Origin of the sequence: Nostoc sp. UHCC 0302 (assembly GCF_038096175.1) — a bacterium.
Lineage (GTDB): Bacteria > Cyanobacteriota > Cyanobacteriia > Cyanobacteriales > Nostocaceae > UHCC-0302.
The window spans coordinates 4,311,694-4,330,526 of the sequence record NZ_CP151099.1 but is presented as its reverse complement, the minus strand read 5'-3'; the positions used below and the strand labels follow the sequence as shown (position 1 = coordinate 4,330,526).

Annotated in this window: 19 protein-coding genes; 8 read left to right on the top strand and 11 right to left on the bottom strand. The window is 42.6% G+C overall.

Going from position 1 to position 18,833, the window contains the following annotated elements; all coding sequences use genetic code 11:
* The first annotated feature begins 22 nt into the window (after positions 1-22).
* Positions 23-730, top strand: coding sequence for a photosystem II biogenesis protein Psp29 (psb29, locus tag WKK05_RS18770; RefSeq protein ID WP_341524624.1), 708 nt, complete (start codon positions 23-25; stop codon positions 728-730).
* Positions 731-822: 92 nt separating this feature from the next.
* Here psb29 and WKK05_RS18765 read toward each other — a convergent pair whose 3' ends face one another.
* The 3 genes from WKK05_RS18765 to WKK05_RS18755 form a co-directional block, all read right to left on the bottom strand.
* Complete coding sequence (locus tag WKK05_RS18765; protein ID WP_341524623.1) at positions 823-1,185, bottom strand: phage holin family protein; 363 nt, start codon at positions 1,183-1,185, stop codon at positions 823-825.
* Positions 1,186-1,468: 283 nt separating this feature from the next.
* Entirely contained in the window at positions 1,469-2,179 is a 711-nt protein-coding gene (locus WKK05_RS18760) for a biopolymer transporter ExbD (protein WP_341524622.1), read from the bottom strand.
* 59 nt (positions 2,180-2,238) lie between these two features.
* Positions 2,239-2,985: a MotA/TolQ/ExbB proton channel family protein gene (locus WKK05_RS18755; protein WP_341524621.1), complete on the bottom strand. Its 747-nt coding sequence runs from the start codon at positions 2,983-2,985 to the stop codon at positions 2,239-2,241.
* A gap of 270 nt (positions 2,986-3,255) precedes the next feature.
* Here WKK05_RS18755 and WKK05_RS18750 point away from each other — a divergent pair, with 270 nt between their 5' ends.
* The gene (locus WKK05_RS18750) at positions 3,256-3,570 is read left to right on the top strand and encodes a YkvA family protein (RefSeq protein ID WP_341524620.1); all 315 of its coding nucleotides are present in this window, start codon (positions 3,256-3,258) and stop codon (positions 3,568-3,570) included.
* 341 nt (positions 3,571-3,911) lie between these two features.
* On the opposite strand, the gene WKK05_RS18745 is transcribed toward WKK05_RS18750, so the two are convergent.
* From WKK05_RS18745 to glyA, 3 genes are all read right to left on the bottom strand, one after another.
* A complete protein-coding gene (locus WKK05_RS18745; RefSeq protein ID WP_341524619.1) occupies positions 3,912-5,162 on the bottom strand; it encodes a competence/damage-inducible protein A in 1,251 nt (416 codons plus the stop codon).
* A 207-nt stretch (positions 5,163-5,369) separates the two neighbouring features.
* Positions 5,370-6,416 carry an MraY family glycosyltransferase gene (locus tag WKK05_RS18740; protein WP_341524618.1) on the bottom strand — a complete coding sequence of 349 codons (1,047 nt, stop codon included), beginning with the start codon at positions 6,414-6,416 and terminating at the stop codon, positions 5,370-5,372.
* Positions 6,417-6,513: 97 nt separating this feature from the next.
* Positions 6,514-7,797 (bottom strand): serine hydroxymethyltransferase, encoded by a 1,284-nt coding sequence (gene glyA / locus WKK05_RS18735; RefSeq protein WP_341524617.1) that lies wholly within the window; start codon positions 7,795-7,797, stop codon positions 6,514-6,516.
* 567 nt (positions 7,798-8,364) lie between these two features.
* Between glyA and WKK05_RS18730 the strand changes: the two genes are divergently transcribed.
* Together WKK05_RS18730 and WKK05_RS18725 are read left to right on the top strand one after the other, a co-directional pair.
* Positions 8,365-8,562 (top strand): hypothetical protein, encoded by a 198-nt coding sequence (locus tag WKK05_RS18730; RefSeq protein WP_341524616.1) that lies wholly within the window; start codon positions 8,365-8,367, stop codon positions 8,560-8,562.
* A gap of 81 nt (positions 8,563-8,643) precedes the next feature.
* A complete protein-coding gene (locus WKK05_RS18725; RefSeq protein WP_341524615.1) occupies positions 8,644-9,126 on the top strand; it encodes a Tic20 family protein in 483 nt (160 codons plus the stop codon).
* Positions 9,127-9,129: 3 nt separating this feature from the next.
* Here the strand turns inward: WKK05_RS18725 and WKK05_RS18720 are convergent, their stop codons facing one another.
* A complete protein-coding gene (locus WKK05_RS18720; protein ID WP_341524614.1) occupies positions 9,130-9,903 on the bottom strand; it encodes a fumarylacetoacetate hydrolase family protein in 774 nt (257 codons plus the stop codon).
* Between the two features lie 75 nt (positions 9,904-9,978).
* Positions 9,979-10,173: a hypothetical protein gene (locus WKK05_RS18715; RefSeq protein ID WP_341524613.1), complete on the bottom strand. Its 195-nt coding sequence runs from the start codon at positions 10,171-10,173 to the stop codon at positions 9,979-9,981.
* Positions 10,174-10,338: 165 nt separating this feature from the next.
* Between WKK05_RS18715 and rpsF the strand changes: the two genes are divergently transcribed.
* Together rpsF and WKK05_RS18705 are read left to right on the top strand one after the other, a co-directional pair.
* Positions 10,339-10,668 (top strand): 30S ribosomal protein S6, encoded by a 330-nt coding sequence (rpsF, locus tag WKK05_RS18710; protein WP_341524612.1) that lies wholly within the window; start codon positions 10,339-10,341, stop codon positions 10,666-10,668.
* Between the two features lie 334 nt (positions 10,669-11,002).
* Positions 11,003-11,563 (top strand): Npun_F5560 family protein, encoded by a 561-nt coding sequence (locus tag WKK05_RS18705; protein WP_341524611.1) that lies wholly within the window; start codon positions 11,003-11,005, stop codon positions 11,561-11,563.
* Positions 11,564-12,011: 448 nt separating this feature from the next.
* Here the strand turns inward: WKK05_RS18705 and WKK05_RS18700 are convergent, their stop codons facing one another.
* Complete coding sequence (locus WKK05_RS18700; RefSeq protein ID WP_341524610.1) at positions 12,012-12,365, bottom strand: STAS domain-containing protein; 354 nt, start codon at positions 12,363-12,365, stop codon at positions 12,012-12,014.
* Positions 12,366-12,846: 481 nt separating this feature from the next.
* Here WKK05_RS18700 and WKK05_RS18695 point away from each other — a divergent pair, with 481 nt between their 5' ends.
* On the top strand, positions 12,847-13,479 hold the full coding sequence (locus WKK05_RS18695) for a DedA family protein (protein WP_341524609.1): 633 nt from the start codon (positions 12,847-12,849) through the stop codon (positions 13,477-13,479).
* Between the two features lie 253 nt (positions 13,480-13,732).
* Here the strand turns inward: WKK05_RS18695 and WKK05_RS18690 are convergent, their stop codons facing one another.
* A complete protein-coding gene (locus WKK05_RS18690) occupies positions 13,733-14,935 on the bottom strand; it encodes an argininosuccinate synthase (protein WP_341524608.1) in 1,203 nt (400 codons plus the stop codon).
* A gap of 391 nt (positions 14,936-15,326) precedes the next feature.
* Here WKK05_RS18690 and WKK05_RS18685 point away from each other — a divergent pair, with 391 nt between their 5' ends.
* The gene (locus tag WKK05_RS18685) at positions 15,327-15,872 is read left to right on the top strand and encodes a PEP-CTERM sorting domain-containing protein (protein ID WP_341524607.1); all 546 of its coding nucleotides are present in this window, start codon (positions 15,327-15,329) and stop codon (positions 15,870-15,872) included.
* Positions 15,873-16,013: 141 nt separating this feature from the next.
* On the opposite strand, the gene WKK05_RS18680 is transcribed toward WKK05_RS18685, so the two are convergent.
* Positions 16,014-18,368 (bottom strand): PhoX family phosphatase, encoded by a 2,355-nt coding sequence (locus tag WKK05_RS18680; protein ID WP_341524606.1) that lies wholly within the window; start codon positions 18,366-18,368, stop codon positions 16,014-16,016.
* Positions 18,369-18,833: the final 465 nt, after the last annotated feature.

Sequence of the window (18,833 nt, the reverse complement as noted above, 5' to 3'; positions counted from 1 at the left end):
CGTCGCCCTTAATATTTTCTTTGTGAATAACGTCCGTACAGTCTCTGATACAAAGCGAACTTTCTACACTCTTCACACCCGTCCGATTAACACTATTTATCGTCGGGTAGTGGAAGAGTTGATGGTGGAAATGCATCTGCTGTCAGTAAATGTTGATTTTAGCTACAGTCCGATTTATGCCTTGGGCGTCGTCACTACCTTTGACCGCTTCATGCAAGGCTATCTACCAGAACGGGATCTAGAATCTCTTTTTAACGCCCTATGTCAGGCTGTAGAACAAGAGCCGCAACGCTATCGACAAGATGCAGAAAGATTGCAAGTTTTAGCTGAAAGTTTGCCAATTAATGATTTAATTGCGTGGCTTAGCCAAACGACTCACTTAGATCGAGATGCTGACTTGCAGGGACACCTACAAGCGATCGCCAATAATCCTAACTTTAAATACAACCGTTTGTTTGCGATTGGTTTATTCTCATTATTGGAATTATCATCTCCCGAAGTAGTCAAAGACGAAAAGCAACGTACTGAGGCACTAAAAGCGATCGCTAGCGGTTTACACCTATCTGAGGACAAACTCAACAAAGATTTAGAGCTATACCGCTCTAATCTAGACAAGATGGCACAGGCATTGGTAGTTATGACAGATATGCTCTCGGCTGATCGCAAAAAACGCGAACAGCGCAAACAACAATCAACTACCTCAGTTGTACCGCCTACTGCCAACGAATAGTTATGAGTTAGAAGTTAAGAGACGCGATTAATCGCGTCTGTCTGTACAGGAGTTAGCAATAGCTCACTACTCATCTCTCATAACTCTTCACTTTAAACACCTAATAGTCTGTAAATTAAACTGTTAATTATAGTAAGTGCAAATGCCCCAATAACAGCACTCCAAATCCCGAAGCGTAAACGAAAGCCCTCTACTAACCAAGCAGCAATACTAAAACAAACAACGGCAATCATAAATGTGAAAATGCCGGATAGCAAGTTAAGCGTGAGAGCATTTGGTACTGCAAATACGAAGTGTAAAATCGGTCGAACTATTGCCGTCACAATACCTAGTATTGCTGCGGAAAAAAATGCCTTACCTGGAGTGTCAATTTCAACTCCTAAAGGCAATTTACTAATGAGCAATAAGCTAAGAGATGTTACTACCCAAACAATAAAAAGCGTCACAATATTCATGCCACAACCCCTGAAACGTGAATGGTGATTGCTGGTAAATTACTGAGTTTATCGGAGAAAAAATTTTGAAGCTTGACCAATTATTTGTAAATTATCAGAAATTTTTTCGCTAACCAGAATTTATTCTAGATATCTTTAGGTTTGGGGAAAAGCTGAAGGCAGAGGGGGGTGAGGGAGTGGCAGAATAATAACTCGTGTCTCCTGAGTTGAAAGCCTTAAGTAGTAAGTGAAGATTTTTACTCTTGCTCCCTGTCCCCTGCCCCCCTGCTCCCTGCCCCTTATCTCACCTTTGAGGAGTAGGTTGGGTTTGTTTGGGTGTTACAGGCACTTGAAATGTCCGTGGTTTGGGTACAGAAGAAATGCCAGGATTAGCGGGAATTACGCTTTTTCCAGTTGGAGGTTGGCCACTTATCCTGGGAAAAGGTACTTGATTAGGTGTTAAGGGCAAGTTAGGGCTAAAATTACCCTGGGGATTAATGCCTGGAACTGGTGAAGTATTAGGTACAGGTGGTACATTAGGCGCAGTGGGGAATGAAGGAGCCAAAGGTTGGTTTGGCACGTATGTCGGTGCTTGAGACGCAGCCGGAATAATTCCTAAAGACACGCGATCGCCTCCCACTTGCCGCAGCAAGTCTAATGTTTCGACCACATCGTTGTAAATTGCAGTTCGCGAAGCATTCAGCACCACAACAGCACTAGGATTAGCTTCAAGATACTGTTTTAAACTCTGTCCTAAATCCTCTTTTTTTATCGGCTGTTTTTCTATGTAAGTGTTGCCAAGAGCATCAATGGTGACAATTAGACTTCCACCTTGTGATGTTATCCCAGATGTCGTACTTGGACTGGCTTTGGGCAAATCAACATTAATCGCTTGTTGTCGCGTAAATTGCAAAGCCGCCAACAGAAAAAATGTCAGGATACAAAAAACAACATCAATTAAAGGAATAATTTGAACTTGAATTTCTTCAATTGGAGTATGTAAATTAACTTTCATCGTCTGACTCTAATGCCTAGTTCGAGGATTAATTTTTTGACTATTGCTGAGAATCTAAGTTAATTAGGTACATTAGGCGGTTGTGGAGGTTCAGGAAATCTGTTTTTCCCTGGCTTGCGAGGTGGAGGTGGAGTGATATTCTCTGGCAAAGATTCCCGCGCGATCGCTGATGTCCTATTGCTAAAGTCAGGTGGAGATTGGCGGTAGAGTAACTCCATTTCATTTCCTGCTTTACGGAAAATTTTAACTTGGTTGACAACAAAACCTTGAAATAAGCGGTAGAATGCCAAACTAATAATCGCAACTATTAGTCCCGTAGCTGTACTAATCAGAGATTCACCAATACCAGTGGTTACCCCAGCTGTAGATTCAGTTCCCAAATCGCCAATTCGAATTGAGCGTAGAGAATGAATTAAACCCAAAACTGTACCTAACAATCCCAGCAACGGCGCAAGGGCAATTACAGCTTCTAAAAGTTTTTCCCCTCGCCGCATCCCTGCCAATTCATCTTCGGCTGTAGACTCCAGCGCTAATCGAAAGGTTTCTGCATCGCTTTTTGGGAAGCTGAGAGGCGCATAGAGAAACCTTCCTATAGGCTGATCTGTTGCTCGTTTAGCAACTTCCGCAGCTACTTCCCAATTATCACGAGCAGCATCTAGAATGCGATTAACTATTTCCTTTTCTTGAGACAAAATTCGCAACCAGAACCACAGGCGCTCAAAAATTACACTCAAAGACAAAATCGACAGAACCAGCAGAGGCCACATTGCTGGCCCGCCCTTTTTAAATAAATCTAAAATATCCACTGTTTAAATTTCCTCCCTCCATGATTAGAGCAACTATGTCAAAGCATTTTAATTTTAGAGATTAATGCACAACCACCATACTCGTGTTACCAAATCGTAGGGTGATTATATTGTGCATTAGGTTTCCAGATAGCAGCAGACAGGATGCTTGCCATAACTTTTAATTTTTAATTTTTTGGTAGCGTCTTCCCGACTAACTAGGACGGTTATTCCCACCGGAAATTATTAGCATAATTTGTCAAAATTAAAGATAACTGGAGGTTCAAAAGTATGAAATTCTCAATCCAATCACTTTATAGTTGGTATCGCAATGTACTTCGTAATCCAAAGTACCGTTGGTGGGTGATTCTAGGAACCCTAGTATATTTGGTCAGCCCATTTGATATTCTTCCAGACTTTATACCCATTGTCGGGGAAGTTGATGACGTTTTTCTTTTGACTTTACTAGTTACTGAGGTATCTGGGTTAGTCATTGAAGGCTGGAAAGCTCGTAAGGGTAATCTGGACACTGAAGCCCCAAACACCAGCAAGAATTCTACCTCCACAGCCGATACAATCGATGTTGATGCCGTGTCTGTCAAGTAGGCTTTTAAATAAAATACAATTTAATAAACCCCCTGCCTTTGGTATCTGCTAACAACTTGCTTCCAAGGTAGGGGATATTTTTTTAGTCAAAAAAAATGATCAGTATCCTAGTCAGACAGGTTGTAGCAAATTTTTAAAATAAAGCTACAGAAAAATCGGCGTTGCTGAATTTCAGTATGAAAAGTCAAAAATTCAATCCTCAAACTCTAATTCTCTGTGTCTCTGCGCCCACCGTTCGCGCTCAGACTTTTCTGTGCATGATCCAAATTCATACTTTTACTCAGCAAAGCCGAAAAATCTGACAGATAAAATTTTTACCAACAGCTATTGATTGTTACTTGCTACCTCGTTAACAACTTGCGCCGCAAACTATCCAGGGCTGCATTTGCGCTCACATGACGAATTAGAGCGCGTCCCCGCGCTGTACCAAACTGATATTCAAAACTTTTCACTTCATCTTTTGGCCCAGCCAAACCAATGTAAACTAAACCCACAGGTTTAGTTTCCGTCCCCCCAGTTGGGCCAGCAATACCAGTGATACTCAACCCCCATGTAGTTGCAAGACGCGTTTTTACCCCTACTGCCATTTGCTCTGCTACAGTAGCACTCACCGCTCCAAATTTATCTAAATCTTCTGGGTTTACCCCTAGTAACCTAACTTTCACCGAGTTGTCATAAGAAATGACCCCACCCCAAAAGTAATCAGAACTCCCAGAAATTTCAGTTAACATTTGCCCTAGTCCGCCACCAGTGCAAGATTCTGCTACTGAAAGCGTTTCTTTCGATGCATGCAATAACTGACCGACAACAGAAGCAAGTGTGTCGTCATTGACACCATAATAATCTAGCCCAGCAATTTCTTTAATTTGTTTCTCAATAGGTAAAATCAAAGACTCTGCTGCTGCTTCTGAATTTGCTTTAGCAGAAACGCGCAATCTTACTTCTCCCTTACCTGCATAAGGCGCTACTGTGGGGTTGGGCAATTTCAAATAAGAGGAGACCTTTTCTGCCAAAGCAGATTCACCAATGCCCCAAAATCTTAAACTGCGGCTGTAAATAATTTCTTTGCCCCAACCTTGGTTTTTAAGAAAGGGGACAGCTGTTTCTTCCCACATTGGGTACATTTCACTCGGAACCCCAGGAAAAGTAAAAATCGTGATCTCAGGACGGGGTTGCCAGATGATACCGGGTGCTGTTCCAGTGGGGTTGGGTAAAATTTCTGCACCTTGGGGAATCAAGGCTTGCTTGCGGTTACTGGGAGTCATCACCCGACCACGTTGGGAGAATTTATCAGCTATATCTTCGATGATATCTGGGCGTTCTACCAAAGGGACACCGAAAAAATCGGCGATCGTTTCGCAGGTGAGGTCATCTGGTGTCGGGCCAAGACCACCAGTGAAAATAAGAATTTGCGCTCTTGAAATAGCGATTTCTATAACTTGCTTCAACCGTTCTGGATTATCCCCAACTACAGTTTGATAGTAGTGAGGAATACCTAGCTGCGCTAATTGCTTCGCCAAAAACTGAGCATTACCATTAAGAATATCTCCCAACAGCAATTCTGTACCAACACAAATAATTTCTGCACTCATGGGATTAGGGATTGGGGATTAGGGGCTGGGCATTGGGCATGGATAAGAGATAAAGGGACAAGGAGAGAAGTTTGAGCGGAGGAAGCCTTCGGTCAAACTTCTCCTGACGGAGACAAAGGCGTAGCTTGCTTCCCCATAGGGGTACGGTGGGACAAGGGAAAATAACTAATACCCAGTCCCTAGTTCCCAGTCCCCAGTACCCGATACCTAAGATTGCCGAGACAATTTCCAGACACGCCATGTAGCATAACTTAGCAACGAAGTTGCACCACAAGCGTAAGTAATGCCACTGGGTATACCAGCAATAGCTAATGCTAAACTTCCTACCCACAGTGTTAAAGAGTAAATAAATAAAACTGTCAGTCTATGAGATAAACCAGCATTTAGCAGTCGGTGATGCAGGTGGCGTTTATCAGCTGCCCAAGGCAACTTACCACGGCAAAGCCGTGCCAAAATCACTACTGACATATCTACAATTGGCACTGCCAAAATCAGATAAGGCAGTAACACGGCAGTGAAAGCCGGGATTTTTACCAGACCAATTACACCCACAGCAGCTAGGGTGAATCCCATGAAATAAGATCCGCCATCTCCCATAAAGATTTGCGCGGGGTTGAAATTATAGCGAAGAAATCCCAGGGCAGCACCAGCTAAAGCTGCGGCAATCAGGGCTGCTGCTGGTTGTCGCATAAATAGGGACACAACCAACATAACTACAGCGGCAATCCCCGATACACCAGCAGCTAATCCATCTAAACCGTCAATCCAGTTGATGGCATTAACCATCCCCACAAGCCAAACAACTGTAATCGGTAAACTGAGCCAGTCTAAGTCAACTATACCGATTGTGGGAATACTAATAAAATCTATACTTACGCCCGCTTTCCATGCACCCACTGCCACAATAACTTGCATAAGTAGGCGTGCTAGAGGGGAAAGATTTAACAAATCGTCTGCTAAACCGATCAGAAAAAAGCCTAGTCCACCTAAAGTGACACCCAAAATTTGCCATTCTTTTTCAGTCGGCAGATTTGCAAATCCGCCCAACCGCCAAACAATTATTAGGGAGATGATAGTACCAGCAAAAATAGAAACCCCTCCCAAGCGTACCATTGGGTGTTGATGGACTTTGCGATCGCCAGGCTGATCTACACGTCCACTTTTTATGCCTATATTTTTAACATCAGGCGTAGTCCAGAGAACGACTACTGCTGCGACAAGGAAGGCAATCAGATGATAAATCTGAGGAGGCATCTGTATCTTTAAATATTTGTGACTGGGGATTGGGGAGGGTGGGGCTCCCTCTGGGGATTAGGAAATCATCAAGACCCTATGCCCCATGCCCCATGCCCTATGCTAAAGCTGCTACAGGAATTTCCTGGTGAGGATATAAAGGAAAGCGATCGCACAATGCTGCGACTCTTTGCCGACAATCTTGGGCGACTACCTCTGAATCTGGGGAAAGCAGGCGATCGGCAATAATATTTCCAATCTCTGTAAATTCTGCTACTCCTAACCCTCTTGTGGTCATTGCTGGAGAGCCTAACCTGAGTCCGCTGGTCACAAATGGTGACTGCGGATCAAAGGGAACTGTATTTTTGTTAGCAGTGATATTTACGCCACTCACTAGCTGATCAGCTTGCTTACCTGTCAGACCGATAGACTGGAGGTCAACCAGCATTAAATGATTATCTGTACCATTTGATACCAGTTTTAAGCCCCGATTTTGCAGTTGATCTGCCAAGGCACGAGCATTATCAATTACTTGGGCAGAATAGGTTTTAAACTCTGGCTTGAGGGCTTCTCCAAAAGCTACTGCCTTAGCAGCAATAACGTGTTCCAATGGGCCACCCTGGCTACCAGGGAAAACAGATTTATCTAGTTTTTTACCCAATTCTGCATCGCGGGTCAAAATTAAACCACCTCTTGGCCCACGTAAGGTTTTATGGGTAGTTGTTGTCACCACATCACAGTAAGGAATGGGGTCTGGGTGAAGCCCACTGGCAACTAAACCAGCAATATGGGCAATATCTGCCAGTAAGTAAGCACCGATTTCATCAGCAATGCTGCGAAACTTTTCAAAGTCAATTACACGAGGGTAAGCCGAATAACCACAAATCAACAGCTTAGGACGCTCCCTCAGCGCCAGCTCGCGAATTTGGTCATAGTCGAGTTGTTCTGTTTGTTGGCTAACCCCATAGTGGCAAACTTGGAACCATTTACCCGAAACGTTTACAGGTGAACCGTGGGTAAGATGTCCTCCATGAGACAAATCCATCCCCATAATTTTGTCTCCTGGTTCCAGTAGGGTTAGGAACACTGCAAAATTCGCCTGTGCGCCAGAATGAGGCTGTACGTTTGCATGAGCAGCACCAAATAAGCTTTTAGCACGGTTGATTGCTTGCTGCTCTATTTTGTCTATAAATTCACAACCGCCATAGTAGCGTTTACCAGGCAATCCTTCCGCATATTTATTTGTCAGTACAGAACCTTGAGCCGCAAGTACGGCAGGGGAGGTAAAGTTTTCACTAGCAATCAACTCCAAATGATCGCGTTGACGTCTTAGCTCTTGGTTAATTAGCTCTGCAATAGTCGGATCACTGGAGGCGAGAAAGTCTGAGTTAGTCCTAGTCACTTCAACTATCCTTGTAGGAATTTGCAAAACGGTAGATTTCGGTTAGGTATAGCACCTAAGTAAAAGCCCAGGGTCTTATAGTTTAATATTTTTGACTGCTATATGGACGCGACTAATCACGGCTGTAATATTATTCACGTTTATTAGTGCTGACTTATTTATTAATTAGGACTAGCTTGAATAAAGTGTTGGTTATCATCAATTTTCACGATAACGTGAAAGCATTGAAGTAGAAGACACGGCGATGCGTAGACGCAAAGCGGCTTGTCGTCAGACATCGCTACTTGGGTTTAAGAAATTAAGTATTAGTTTTTACTAAACAATTTAATCTCCAGCATACACAACTTACAATAAATTAAGGTTCGCTTGGCAATTTTATGCTATTAGACCACATTTTTGCCAGAAAGAGCGTAAGAGGTTCCTCTTAGGCGTCCTCCGCCATCGAAAATCACCATAGTTTCCGACGTGCAGTGCGCCCTAAGAGCCTTAAGCCACTCTTCGGACTGCTACGAGGAGTGTCTTCTAAGTCAAATGTGGTTGACAATGAGGATTTACAGGAGGGATTGGATGCTAGTCATTTTAATGGACGATCAAATCCTTGCCCCTGAGCAGGTTTGCCAGACTTGTTTAATGGCTGATCGCAGTGGACAACCTCGCTGGCGAGGAGGTCAACTGCGTTGCGGACAAGCCATTCGCAAAAACACTGAACAGCAATCAGAGCAGTATGAGTGCATGATGGGCTTCCGCATTGCGTATGTAGAATAATCGGATTTGTCAGCAAGACCAAGTAACTGCGTTATCCTAAGCTCAAGTAACTATTGAAATTTAACCACAGGAGAACGCATAATGTCTTGGCGCGGGTCTACAACAACGGTTTCAGATCGGATTTTTGCTTGCTTACCCTATCTGTTGCCCTTAATTGATAGTCTAGTCTTTGGCAGCTTTTTGCTCACACAGTTTCCAGCACTGCGAGTACTGCTAGTACCGTTACAACCGATACTAATAGCGTACGGTAGCTTAGGACAAATTGGTCAACTAATTGTTTTCTTTGCCTTGTTTATGCTGGTGGTGAGAAACGAAAAAATTAATCACTTTATTCGTTTCAACACAATGCAGGCAATTCTTTTAGATATTGTTATATTTTTGTGTTCCCTACTGCTACGACTTATGACTCCAATTCCAGGTGCTGGTTTTGCAGTAGAAACAGTAGCAAACACTATTTTCCTTGGTATAGTGGCAGCAGTTGGATATTCCGTTGTCCAGTCACTGCTTGGGCGTTACGCAGAAATCCCAGCAATTTCTGATGCAGTTTATATGCAAGTGCGTTAGTGATTAACGGGCTGATACAGTGTTTTCGAGACGGCCAATACCTTCAATTTCTACACGAACGCGATCGCCCACGTGCAATGCGCTTACACCCTCCGGTGTACCCGTTAGTACTACATCTCCCGGTAGCAATGTCATCACCTGACTGATATAAGACACCAGCAAATCCGGGGGAAACACCATTTGATCAATACAGCTAGATTGTACTGGGTTTGGCTCGTCATTTAAAAAAGTCTGCAATCTGGCTCCTGGATTGAGTTCTCGCACAATCCAAGGCCCTAATGGGCAAAATGTATCAAAACCTTTGGCTCGCGTCCATTGACCATCGTGTTTTTGTAAATCCCGCGCTGTCACATCATTAGCGATGGTATAACCCCAAATTTTGGTTTGGGCTTCCTCTGGAGTACAGTCAAAAGTGCGATCGCCAATTACAATTGCTAACTCTCCCTCGTAGTCTACCCGTTGCGAATGCGGTGGATATTTAATTTCTGTCTCACACGGGATGATAGACGTAGGCGGTTTGAGAAAAATTAGTGGCTCAGAAGGCACAGTGTTTCCCAATTCAGCTGCATGATTTACATAATTCCTTCCCACCGCCACAATTTTTGAGGGAGCGCAGGGAGCCAGAATTTGGTAGTTTTCTGGTGTCAAAATTAAATCAGTAGCTTGCCCTTGCATCCAGGGTGGAGCATCTAGCACCTGCACGTTGAGAGATAGTTGTAGTAACCCGTAGTAAATCTGTCCTTCTTGATTTTGAACTCGTACATAGCGCTGCGCCATAACCTTGATGAATATCCTTTTGTCTGCAATTAACAGCTGTGACTAGGAGCAATCCTCAGTTAGCTTTTTGAGAAATCAGTTGAGCCTTGAACCAGAAAGCGATCGCCCAAGGGGCAGTGGCTCTCGCCAATCGCGTGCTACCATGTCCATCTTTGGAGAAAGCTTCGCTTTGACTAAGCTTATAGCTTGATCCATTTGCTGCTGAGCGCTAAAAGCTTGATTCTTACTTAATAGAGAGATTTGAGGATTTGCTTCCAAAATAATTCTCATTAGAGATCCAAACTTTGGCGTTTTGGCTTAATGATTCAAATTGAAAACTGGTAAGATTATAGTTCCTTGTTGCTTCAGATGTTGATTGATGCAAGTATCGTTATCACAATAGCTGTATAAATTAACATCGGCAGCCATTTTTTGTCCATAAGGAGACTGAAAATTATGACCACAGTTTACGAAACAATGTACATCCTGCGTCCTGACTTAGGTGACGAACAGGTAGAGCAAGCAGTAACCAAATATCAAAACTTGCTCCGCGAACAAGGTGCAGAAGATATCCAAATTCAAAATCGTGGTAAGCGTCGTCTCGCTTATGAGATTAAAAAGCACCGGGATGGCATCTACATTCAGTTAAACTATACTGCGCCTGCAACTGCGATCGCTCCTTTTGAACGTGCTATGCGTTTAAGCGAAGAAGTAATTCGCTACCTAACTATTAAGCAGGAAGTTACAGAGGCAAAAGCCGCCAAGGAAGAGGCTGTAAGCGTCTAAGGATGAGTGACTGGGGATTGGAGACTAGTGGCTGGGGACTAAGGACTGGGTGATTGGGCGCGAGAGATTTAATTATTGCCCATGCCTAATAACGCCACTAGCTACCCTCCTCCTGGCAAAGACTAAGGCGGTAAGCGCAGCTATTTTACTGGAACGCTTAGCTTAACAGCCAAGACTTAGGCAGAGCCGTCCAATGCAGTACCTCTTCAATGCCCAATCCTCAATCCCCAAGATTCGGTTCGGAGTGCTAAATTAAAAAATACTTGCCAAAAGCAGTACTACCGCAGTTATACCTAATAGTGGACAAGATTCTGAATCGGAGCTGTAAGCCACTGTGAGTCAATTTGATACATCCAACATCCAAGCTCTCTCTACGGAAGTATCGCAACTGCGCCAAGAGTTGCAACTTCGCGATCAATTAGTGCAACAGCTATCTCAAGAACTCTTCCGCCTGGTAAAGGGTAATGCCAATTTTATGCCCCAGCGGTCTGAGCCTGAACTTGATCTGACTCAGTTACAAGCCTTGCGAGAACAACTTCAAGCTGTAGAGCAGCAGGTGGCATTCTACCAAGAGCAAATTACGGCTCGTGATGCCGAAATTTACCAACTGCGGCAGTCAGTTCAAGAACTTACTGATCGCAGTCGGATGTTGGAGCAGGTAGTTCAAGAACTACCTCAAATTTACCGTCGTAAGTTTGAGGAGCGCATGGGCCCTGTGAGAGAAAAGGTAGTAACTTTACAACGGGAAAATCGCCAACTTCAAGCAGAACTGCAAAGTGTGAGTTACCGTTTAGCACTCAAAAACCGTAACGCCAGTCACAGCGGCATTGATTTGCCGAATTTTCCTCGCCCAGCATCCGGGCCAAGTAGCATTTCTACTCCCCAAAATGCCTAGTATGGCTGTGGAGAATTAAAAATTAAAAATTCAGAGAGCTTAATATAGTAAGCTTTTTAGTAATTTTAAATGATTGGTGTATTTACGCCGCGTTGTACTAATGTGAGCATTTTGATGAAATATTAAGGGGACAATAAATTACTACTAATTGTCCCCTATAAGCCTTATGGTGTTAGCCTCAAAATGTTAATTGCAAAATATGCTTTAACACTTACTTAAGTTGCATTAGCTAGTAGCGGTGCCTAGTAGCCAACTGATTCAACTGGCATTGGTAAGGTCTAGCCGTAAACAAATTAATTGACCTTGTCATCCTTCTATAGGCAGAATAGAGAAATAATCTGCTAGCACCAGACTAAAATCTCTGCCAATAGAAAGAAGACATTTTTTTATAGTGTAAAAAAGCAAACATTGCCTGACTTCACTATCTTTTTCTAGATGAAATAGAAAATCAGCCTGCTAGCACCAGGCTGTTATTTTTAACGGTAGAGAGAATGTCTTCGTAAGTGTCAAAAATTTCAAACACTGAATCAAGTTGAGTCAGTTCCAAAATCAACCTTACACGGGCTTGAACATTGCAAAGAACCAATCTACAACCACTCTGACGTGCCTCTTTCAATCCTGTTACTAAAGGAACTAAGCCGGAACTATCCATGAAATCGACTCCGGCTAAGTCAATTACCCAAAGCTGATGAGGCTGAGGCGCTATAGCAGCCATCTGTTCGCTTAAGGCTGTACCACCTTCTAAATCTATGCTTCCTTGGGGTTTAAACAAAATCACTTGAATTTCTTGTGTGAGAGTCATGAATTTAATTGGTAATTGGAGTACTTCATTGGAAAACGAAAAATGACATCAATACCGCTTCTCTTTCAACGGCACAAAACTGCTTTACCTAGATATTCTTAGGTTTACAGTAATGCAATTGAGATAGTTTTTTCAGTATTCATGTCGTATAATTTGTGTTAACTGTCATCAATATAGGCATAAGCGCCTATGAATTTCAGTAGCAACCGTATCTTTTACAAGATTTTTATATTTTTCCGAGATTTTTATAAATATTTTATAAAAACTGTACGTTTTTTGATTAATAAGTATAAAAGTGTGCTATTAACCGCAAAAATATCAATAGTCAATACTCAAAATTTAATAGTTACTTTAGACTAGAAACTATAGATTGTAAAATTAGGAAATTCATGAATCTGTGTAGCGGCTTGATTGACACCCCTCATAAAAACAAGCAAAGATATAAAGTAAAAGTAAAATTTTGTAAAGGCGGCGGTGCGGGATGTCTTTAGAGCTGATTTCACTAGAAAACATCCAGGAAATTGCCCAGAAATATGGCTACTGGGCAATCTTTTTGGGAATTTTGCTAGAAAATTTAGGCATTCCCCTACCTGGTGAAACCGTGACCTTAGTAGGTGGGTTTCTGGCTGGCAGTGATGAACTGAATTTCTGGCTGGTTATCGGTGATGCAATTATGGGTGCAGTAATTGGCGGCACTTGTGGCTATTGGATTGGTAAAGCTAGCGGCTGGTCTTTCTTAGTACAAGTTGGCAAGATATTTCGGATTTCCGAAGTCCGACTGCTGAATATTAAAGATCAATTTAGTCAAAATGCTGCTAAAGCGGTATTTTTAGGGCGGTTTTTTGCATTGTTGCGAGTTTTTGCTGCGCCATTAGCTGGTATAGCCGAAATGCCCTTTGGAAAATTCTTTTTATACAACTTATTAGGGGCAGTTGCTTGGGCAAGTTTAATGGTGACATTAGCTTTCTTTGCAGGCAAGATTATCTCCCTAGAACAATTAGTTACTTGGGTGAGTCAATTTGCGATCGCAGCTTTATTGATACTAGTAGCCCTAATTGTTGTACCTCTGTGGTGGGAGTCTCGCCAAGTTAAAGAAGTTAGCAGTGAGAAGTAAGGAGACAGCAAATAGGAGTCAGAAGTAGTTTCTTTTAACTTCAAACTCCTGTACAGACGCGATTACTGAGCCAGTGCATTGTGGTGAATCAGCGCTGCGGGAGGGTTTCCCGGAGCAGGCGACTGTGTTAGCGCAGCGTTAGCGACGCAGTCGCGTCACCCGAAGGGGGGTTCCCACGCCACTTGCTTTAAGCCGGGGAACCTGTCTAACGCAGCGGCTCCCCGTTGTAGTGACTGGCGTCGCGTCTGTACTCTTAACTCTTAAGTCGCTGCGACCAAACGCGAGTTGGTAGTCCCCAAACGTAGATAAAACCTTCAGCAGCTTTATGATCGAATTGGTCTTCAGCTCCGTAGGTTGCTAAATCGGGACTGTAGAGAGAATTATCGCTCCAACGCCCGACTATTGTGGCGTTGCCTTTGAATAGTTTCACTCGCACAGTTCCAGATACTTGCTCTTGTGTCTTGAGAATGAAGGCGTCTAGTGCGGCTTTGAGTGGACTGTACCACAAACCGTTGTAAACGATTTGACTGTAAGTCTCTTCAACGCCGCGCTTATAATGAGTAACATCTGCTGTTAAAGTCAAGCTTTCTAAATCTCGATGTGCTTGAATTAGCACTAACATAGCGGGTGATTCATAGATTTCCCGCGATTTGATGCCCACTAGGCGGTTTTCTATCATGTCAATCCGCCCGACGCCGTGGTTTCCTACCACCTGATTGAGTTGTTCAACTAGCTCAACTGGTTTTTTAGGTGTACCGTTGAGAGTTGTGGGAATACCTTTATTAAAACCAATTTCGATGTACTCTGGCTCGTTGGGAGTATTAGCGATCGCCTTAGTCATCTCATAAATTTCTTCTGGTGGTTCAGCTGCGGGATCTTCCAGCACACCAGCTTCTATACTACGACCGAGCAGGTTCTTGTCAATACTGTAGGGAGAAGATTTTTTTACTACTGCGGGGATGCCAAACTTTTCGCCATAGGCGATAGTTTCTTCACGGCTCATCCCCCATTCTCTTGCTGGTGCAAGTATTTTGAGATTGGGATTAAGAGCAGCACAGGAAACATCAAAGCGAACCTGATCGTTACCTTTGCCAGTGCAACCGTGAGCGATCGCATCAGCACCATATTTTTGTGCTGCTTCTACTAATATCTTGGCAATTAGTGGGCGAGCAAGGGCAGTTCCTAAAGGATAGCGATTTTCATAAAGAGCGTTGGCTTGAATTGCTCCAAAGGCGTAATCGTGAATGAAACTGTCTTTGACATCCGCCACTAAAGATTCACTTGCGCCCGATTTCAGAGCTTTTTCTCGGATTGGATCTAATTCATCTCCTTGGCCTAAATCTGCTGCTAACGTAATTACCTCTTCTACACCCCACTCATGCATCAGGTAGGGAATGCAAACTGATGTGTCCACTCCGCCAGAATATGCCAGGACAACCTTTTTGGCGCGACCCATTGATTTCTCCAGTTAGGAAAACAAAGAATGAGTCATTATTATATCTAACTAAGTCTATGTAGATTTTCTTCATGCAACAACCTATAGGTCAATTAACTACAAACTCTTACAGCACATTCTCTATAGGCTAATTTACAGTTAACTTTAATCATAGTTTCCTCACAGAGCGATCGCTTTATATATCTAACTTTTGAGCTTTCTACAAAATTTTCAAGATAGAACTTCATCTACTTCATACGCCACGAAGGATAATCTTTCTTTTAACACCCTATGTCTTATTCTCAATACAAGTTTAATGTTTTGTTTGATATTCCTTAACCTGTATACACTGCTTCAAAGATTATTTAGGTGAAATTACAGAACTATTCATCTTTTAGCTTTGGAGTATTTTATGATGAAATTAGCCATAAATCTTGGCATCGCTACTGCTGCAACTGCCATCTCTGTCGTTGTTGCTACTAAGCCAACACAAGCTGCTGTGGTTAATTACAATTTCACCGTGAATGCCATATCTGGTGAAAATCCTGGTCAGTATTACGGTTCTTTTGAGTATGACGACTCGACCTTAACCGGCATAGGTGAGGAGACTTTAGGAGTTAGCAATGGATTATCTATTTTGTTTAATTACTTAGATAAGCCTTATAGGCAGACAAATGACTTTGATTACGGCTATGGCTATCCTGTAGCCAGCTTTCAAAACGGCAACCTTTTGGGATTAAGCTATTTGGTTGAAGATGAGTTTTTAATAGCAGCTAATTCAGAGACTGCACGGAGAGGAGGAAACAAATTTTACAGCATTCTTAGTGCTGAGTTAACATCTGCAACAGAGGTAGGTATAGTAAGTTACTCTAAAGTTCCAGAACCCTTTACTTTGGGCGGTACAGCGATCGCAGGTGTTATAGGATTGTGGATGAAACGCCAGAAAAAAGTATCCTAGATGAGAGATTATAGCTGCTTTGAGGTTCCTAGTTGGCGCTTAAGCACCAACTAGGAATTTTTAATTTATTTATGTCTACCTACTTATTAAAAAAGCCTGCTTTTGCAGGCTTTTAGGTATGAAGTTTAAGCAGAAATGGCGTTAAATGAAATGATCGCGATCGATAGGTTTTTTACGACTAATGCCAATTACAGATGGAAGGGGAACACCTGTAGATTGATTGTTACCGCCATCATTCGTTGAGATATTACTTGGCCAGCTACTCCCACGAGGTACAGTCCGAGTCTGATTAAATGTCTTACCATTCAAATCTAGTAATTCTATGCTGCGGTTGAGGATTGTGCCATCGTTGATTGGACAATCTTCACCAGGATGCTGTACCGAAATAATCAACGTATCTCCCACAAAAGTTGGGCCAGTCAACTCACAACGCACTGGGCCTTGGGCAAACGGGATTACGTGTCCCGCATCGGGGCCGCTGGTAGGAATGTAAAACAGCCAATTATTACCAAAAACTCCAGTGAAATTGGAAACATTACCTTTAGCTGTGTGATCTATTGTCGTTGGGGTAGCAGCAGCACCAACGTTAAAACCGTTGTGGGTGGTGGTAGACATATCTGTGACACCCCAAACGTTACCCTGACTGTCGAACACTTGGTTATCTACATTCGCAAAACCAGCACCATCAACAGATCCGGCTTCCCCACCTTGGACAAATCTATCCCAATGGAAGGTAAGACCTGTACCATCAGAACTATCTTCAATAATCTTGTAGAGTCCGCCAGACTGCTGTGTAGCATTGACATCCGTAGTTAACTTCGCAACCTGGAAAATTCGCGAATCTGGATAACCGTCGCTTCCTGGCGCACCATCGGTATAAGAAATAAATACTTCTTTAGTGAAAGGATGCACTTCTAAATCTTCTGGACGTGCTGTGGGAGTTCCTCCAGCTAAGTTTGCTGCTAAGAATGCATCGCTGAGAATAGCACCTTGATTAGGATAGAAGTCAGATAACTTCTTATTTTGATAATCAGGCAGTGCTTTCGCTTCGTTAGTGCGATTAGCTTTGAAGCTACCACCATCTTTAGTTTCACCTGCAACGCCATTGCGTCTCGGTAGTGGTAACAGACCATCTTGTTGTGCCGAACCCAAAGCGTCAAATTCCACAGAAGAAATTACAGTTGGCGGAATTGGATTGGTGGGAGTGTTTAAAACTAAAGGTATCCATTTCCCCGTTTTGTCTGGGTTATAACGGGCAACATACAAAATACCGCTTTCCCACAAGCTGCTATTAGTTTTACTGGTTGGTGAGGAAATAGTATTTGTGCTGACAAATTTCCAGGTATGTCCACCACGTCTGTCATCACCCATGTAAACAATTAATTTCTTGCCTGCTTCAGCGCGGATGGCGACGTTCTCATGGCGGAAACGACCTAAGCAAGTGTGTTTGCGCGGGCGGAAATTTAAATTTACGGGGTCAATTTCTACAATCCAGCCGTATTTTTCTCCAACTAAACCAAAAGTCTTGCCAATAGACTCGTCCTTGTAACCTGTTTGAGTACCATCAGGATTGACTGTTTCTGTAACACTATCTTGGAAGTTTTCTTCAGCAGATAAGATAGTCCCCCAAGGAGTTGTACCACCAGAACAGTTGAAGGCAGTGCCAATAATTTTGTTACCCAATCCATCAGAACTGAGGTTAAACACTTGAATTGCAGCTGGGCCAGTACCAATTAAATAGTTTTGATCACCTATTTGGTGGCTGCGCGTTCCCCATGAAGTAATGGATTGATAGCCATCAGTCCGACCGCTATTAATTGCCAATCCTGAAAGACCGTGAAGGCGGCGATTTCTGCTATCACCTTTGACCACAACAAAACGTTTAGAAGCGTTACGGCGATCAATACGCACAATTGATCCGCCTTGGTTATATAAAAATTCTCCTTCTACTTCCAGATTTTTAGCTGAGGGTAAAGCCCAACCAATCACCTTTTCAAAAGCATCAGGGAATTTTTGCTCCTGTATATCAGAGGGAGTTGCTGGTGCTAATACAGAAAAAGGGAAACTAACATATTCGTGATTGACCCACAAATAGCCTACATCTGAGGTTCTACCAAGGGGAACAAAGCCTGTGTAATCGTTGTTGTAGCCAAAATAATCATCGTTGTTAGGAAAGACGCGATCGCCCCAACTAATAATTACATAACGTTGGTACTCTGGCGGTACTACAACATCATCAATTACTTTGTAGCTATCTAATTTAACATCCGCTGATGCATTACGTACTTGCCCCTGATCTATTGCTGTTGGCAAATAACTTTTCCACTTTTGATAAGCAGCTAAGGGATGAGGTAAACGTACTGGTGTAAAGCTCAATGAAGGTTTTTTTGCTTCTGCAATATTAGAAATACCATCTAGGATGGTGTCTTTCAATACAGCAGCACTAGCACTGCCTGCAAAAAATATTAATAGTCGTCTCCGGCTTAATGTAGACATAAAATTCTAAGGGGGTGACACGAAAAATTTAATAGAGATAAACTTTACAAAGCGAGCAGTATTTACTTACTTGAAATTCCATGCAGTTTGAATAGCAAATAATCTGTTATAAAAATGCAATGCGAGCTTATTAGTGCCGCTTTTTGCAGGAAATCCTCAAGCCGTACTAAATTTAAATAACGAAAATTAAAATTAGGTTATATATTGATTAACTCGAATTTATTAAAAATAACTTTTCGCTAATTGCATTCTGAATTCTGTCTTCTTTTTCAAGTCTCTCTAATTTCTACAAAGTTCCAATCAGCTAACTAAAGTATAAAAACAGGAATTTTTAGTTTTCATTAATTATCCAGTAGCCTTTTCATATCGTTATTGCTTTATTTTTAGTAGTTTGCCCTAGCCAAATTTAGGTAAGGAACAGTGTCTGTGCCGCAGGTGTCCTATCCTGGAGATGTGTAACGCGTT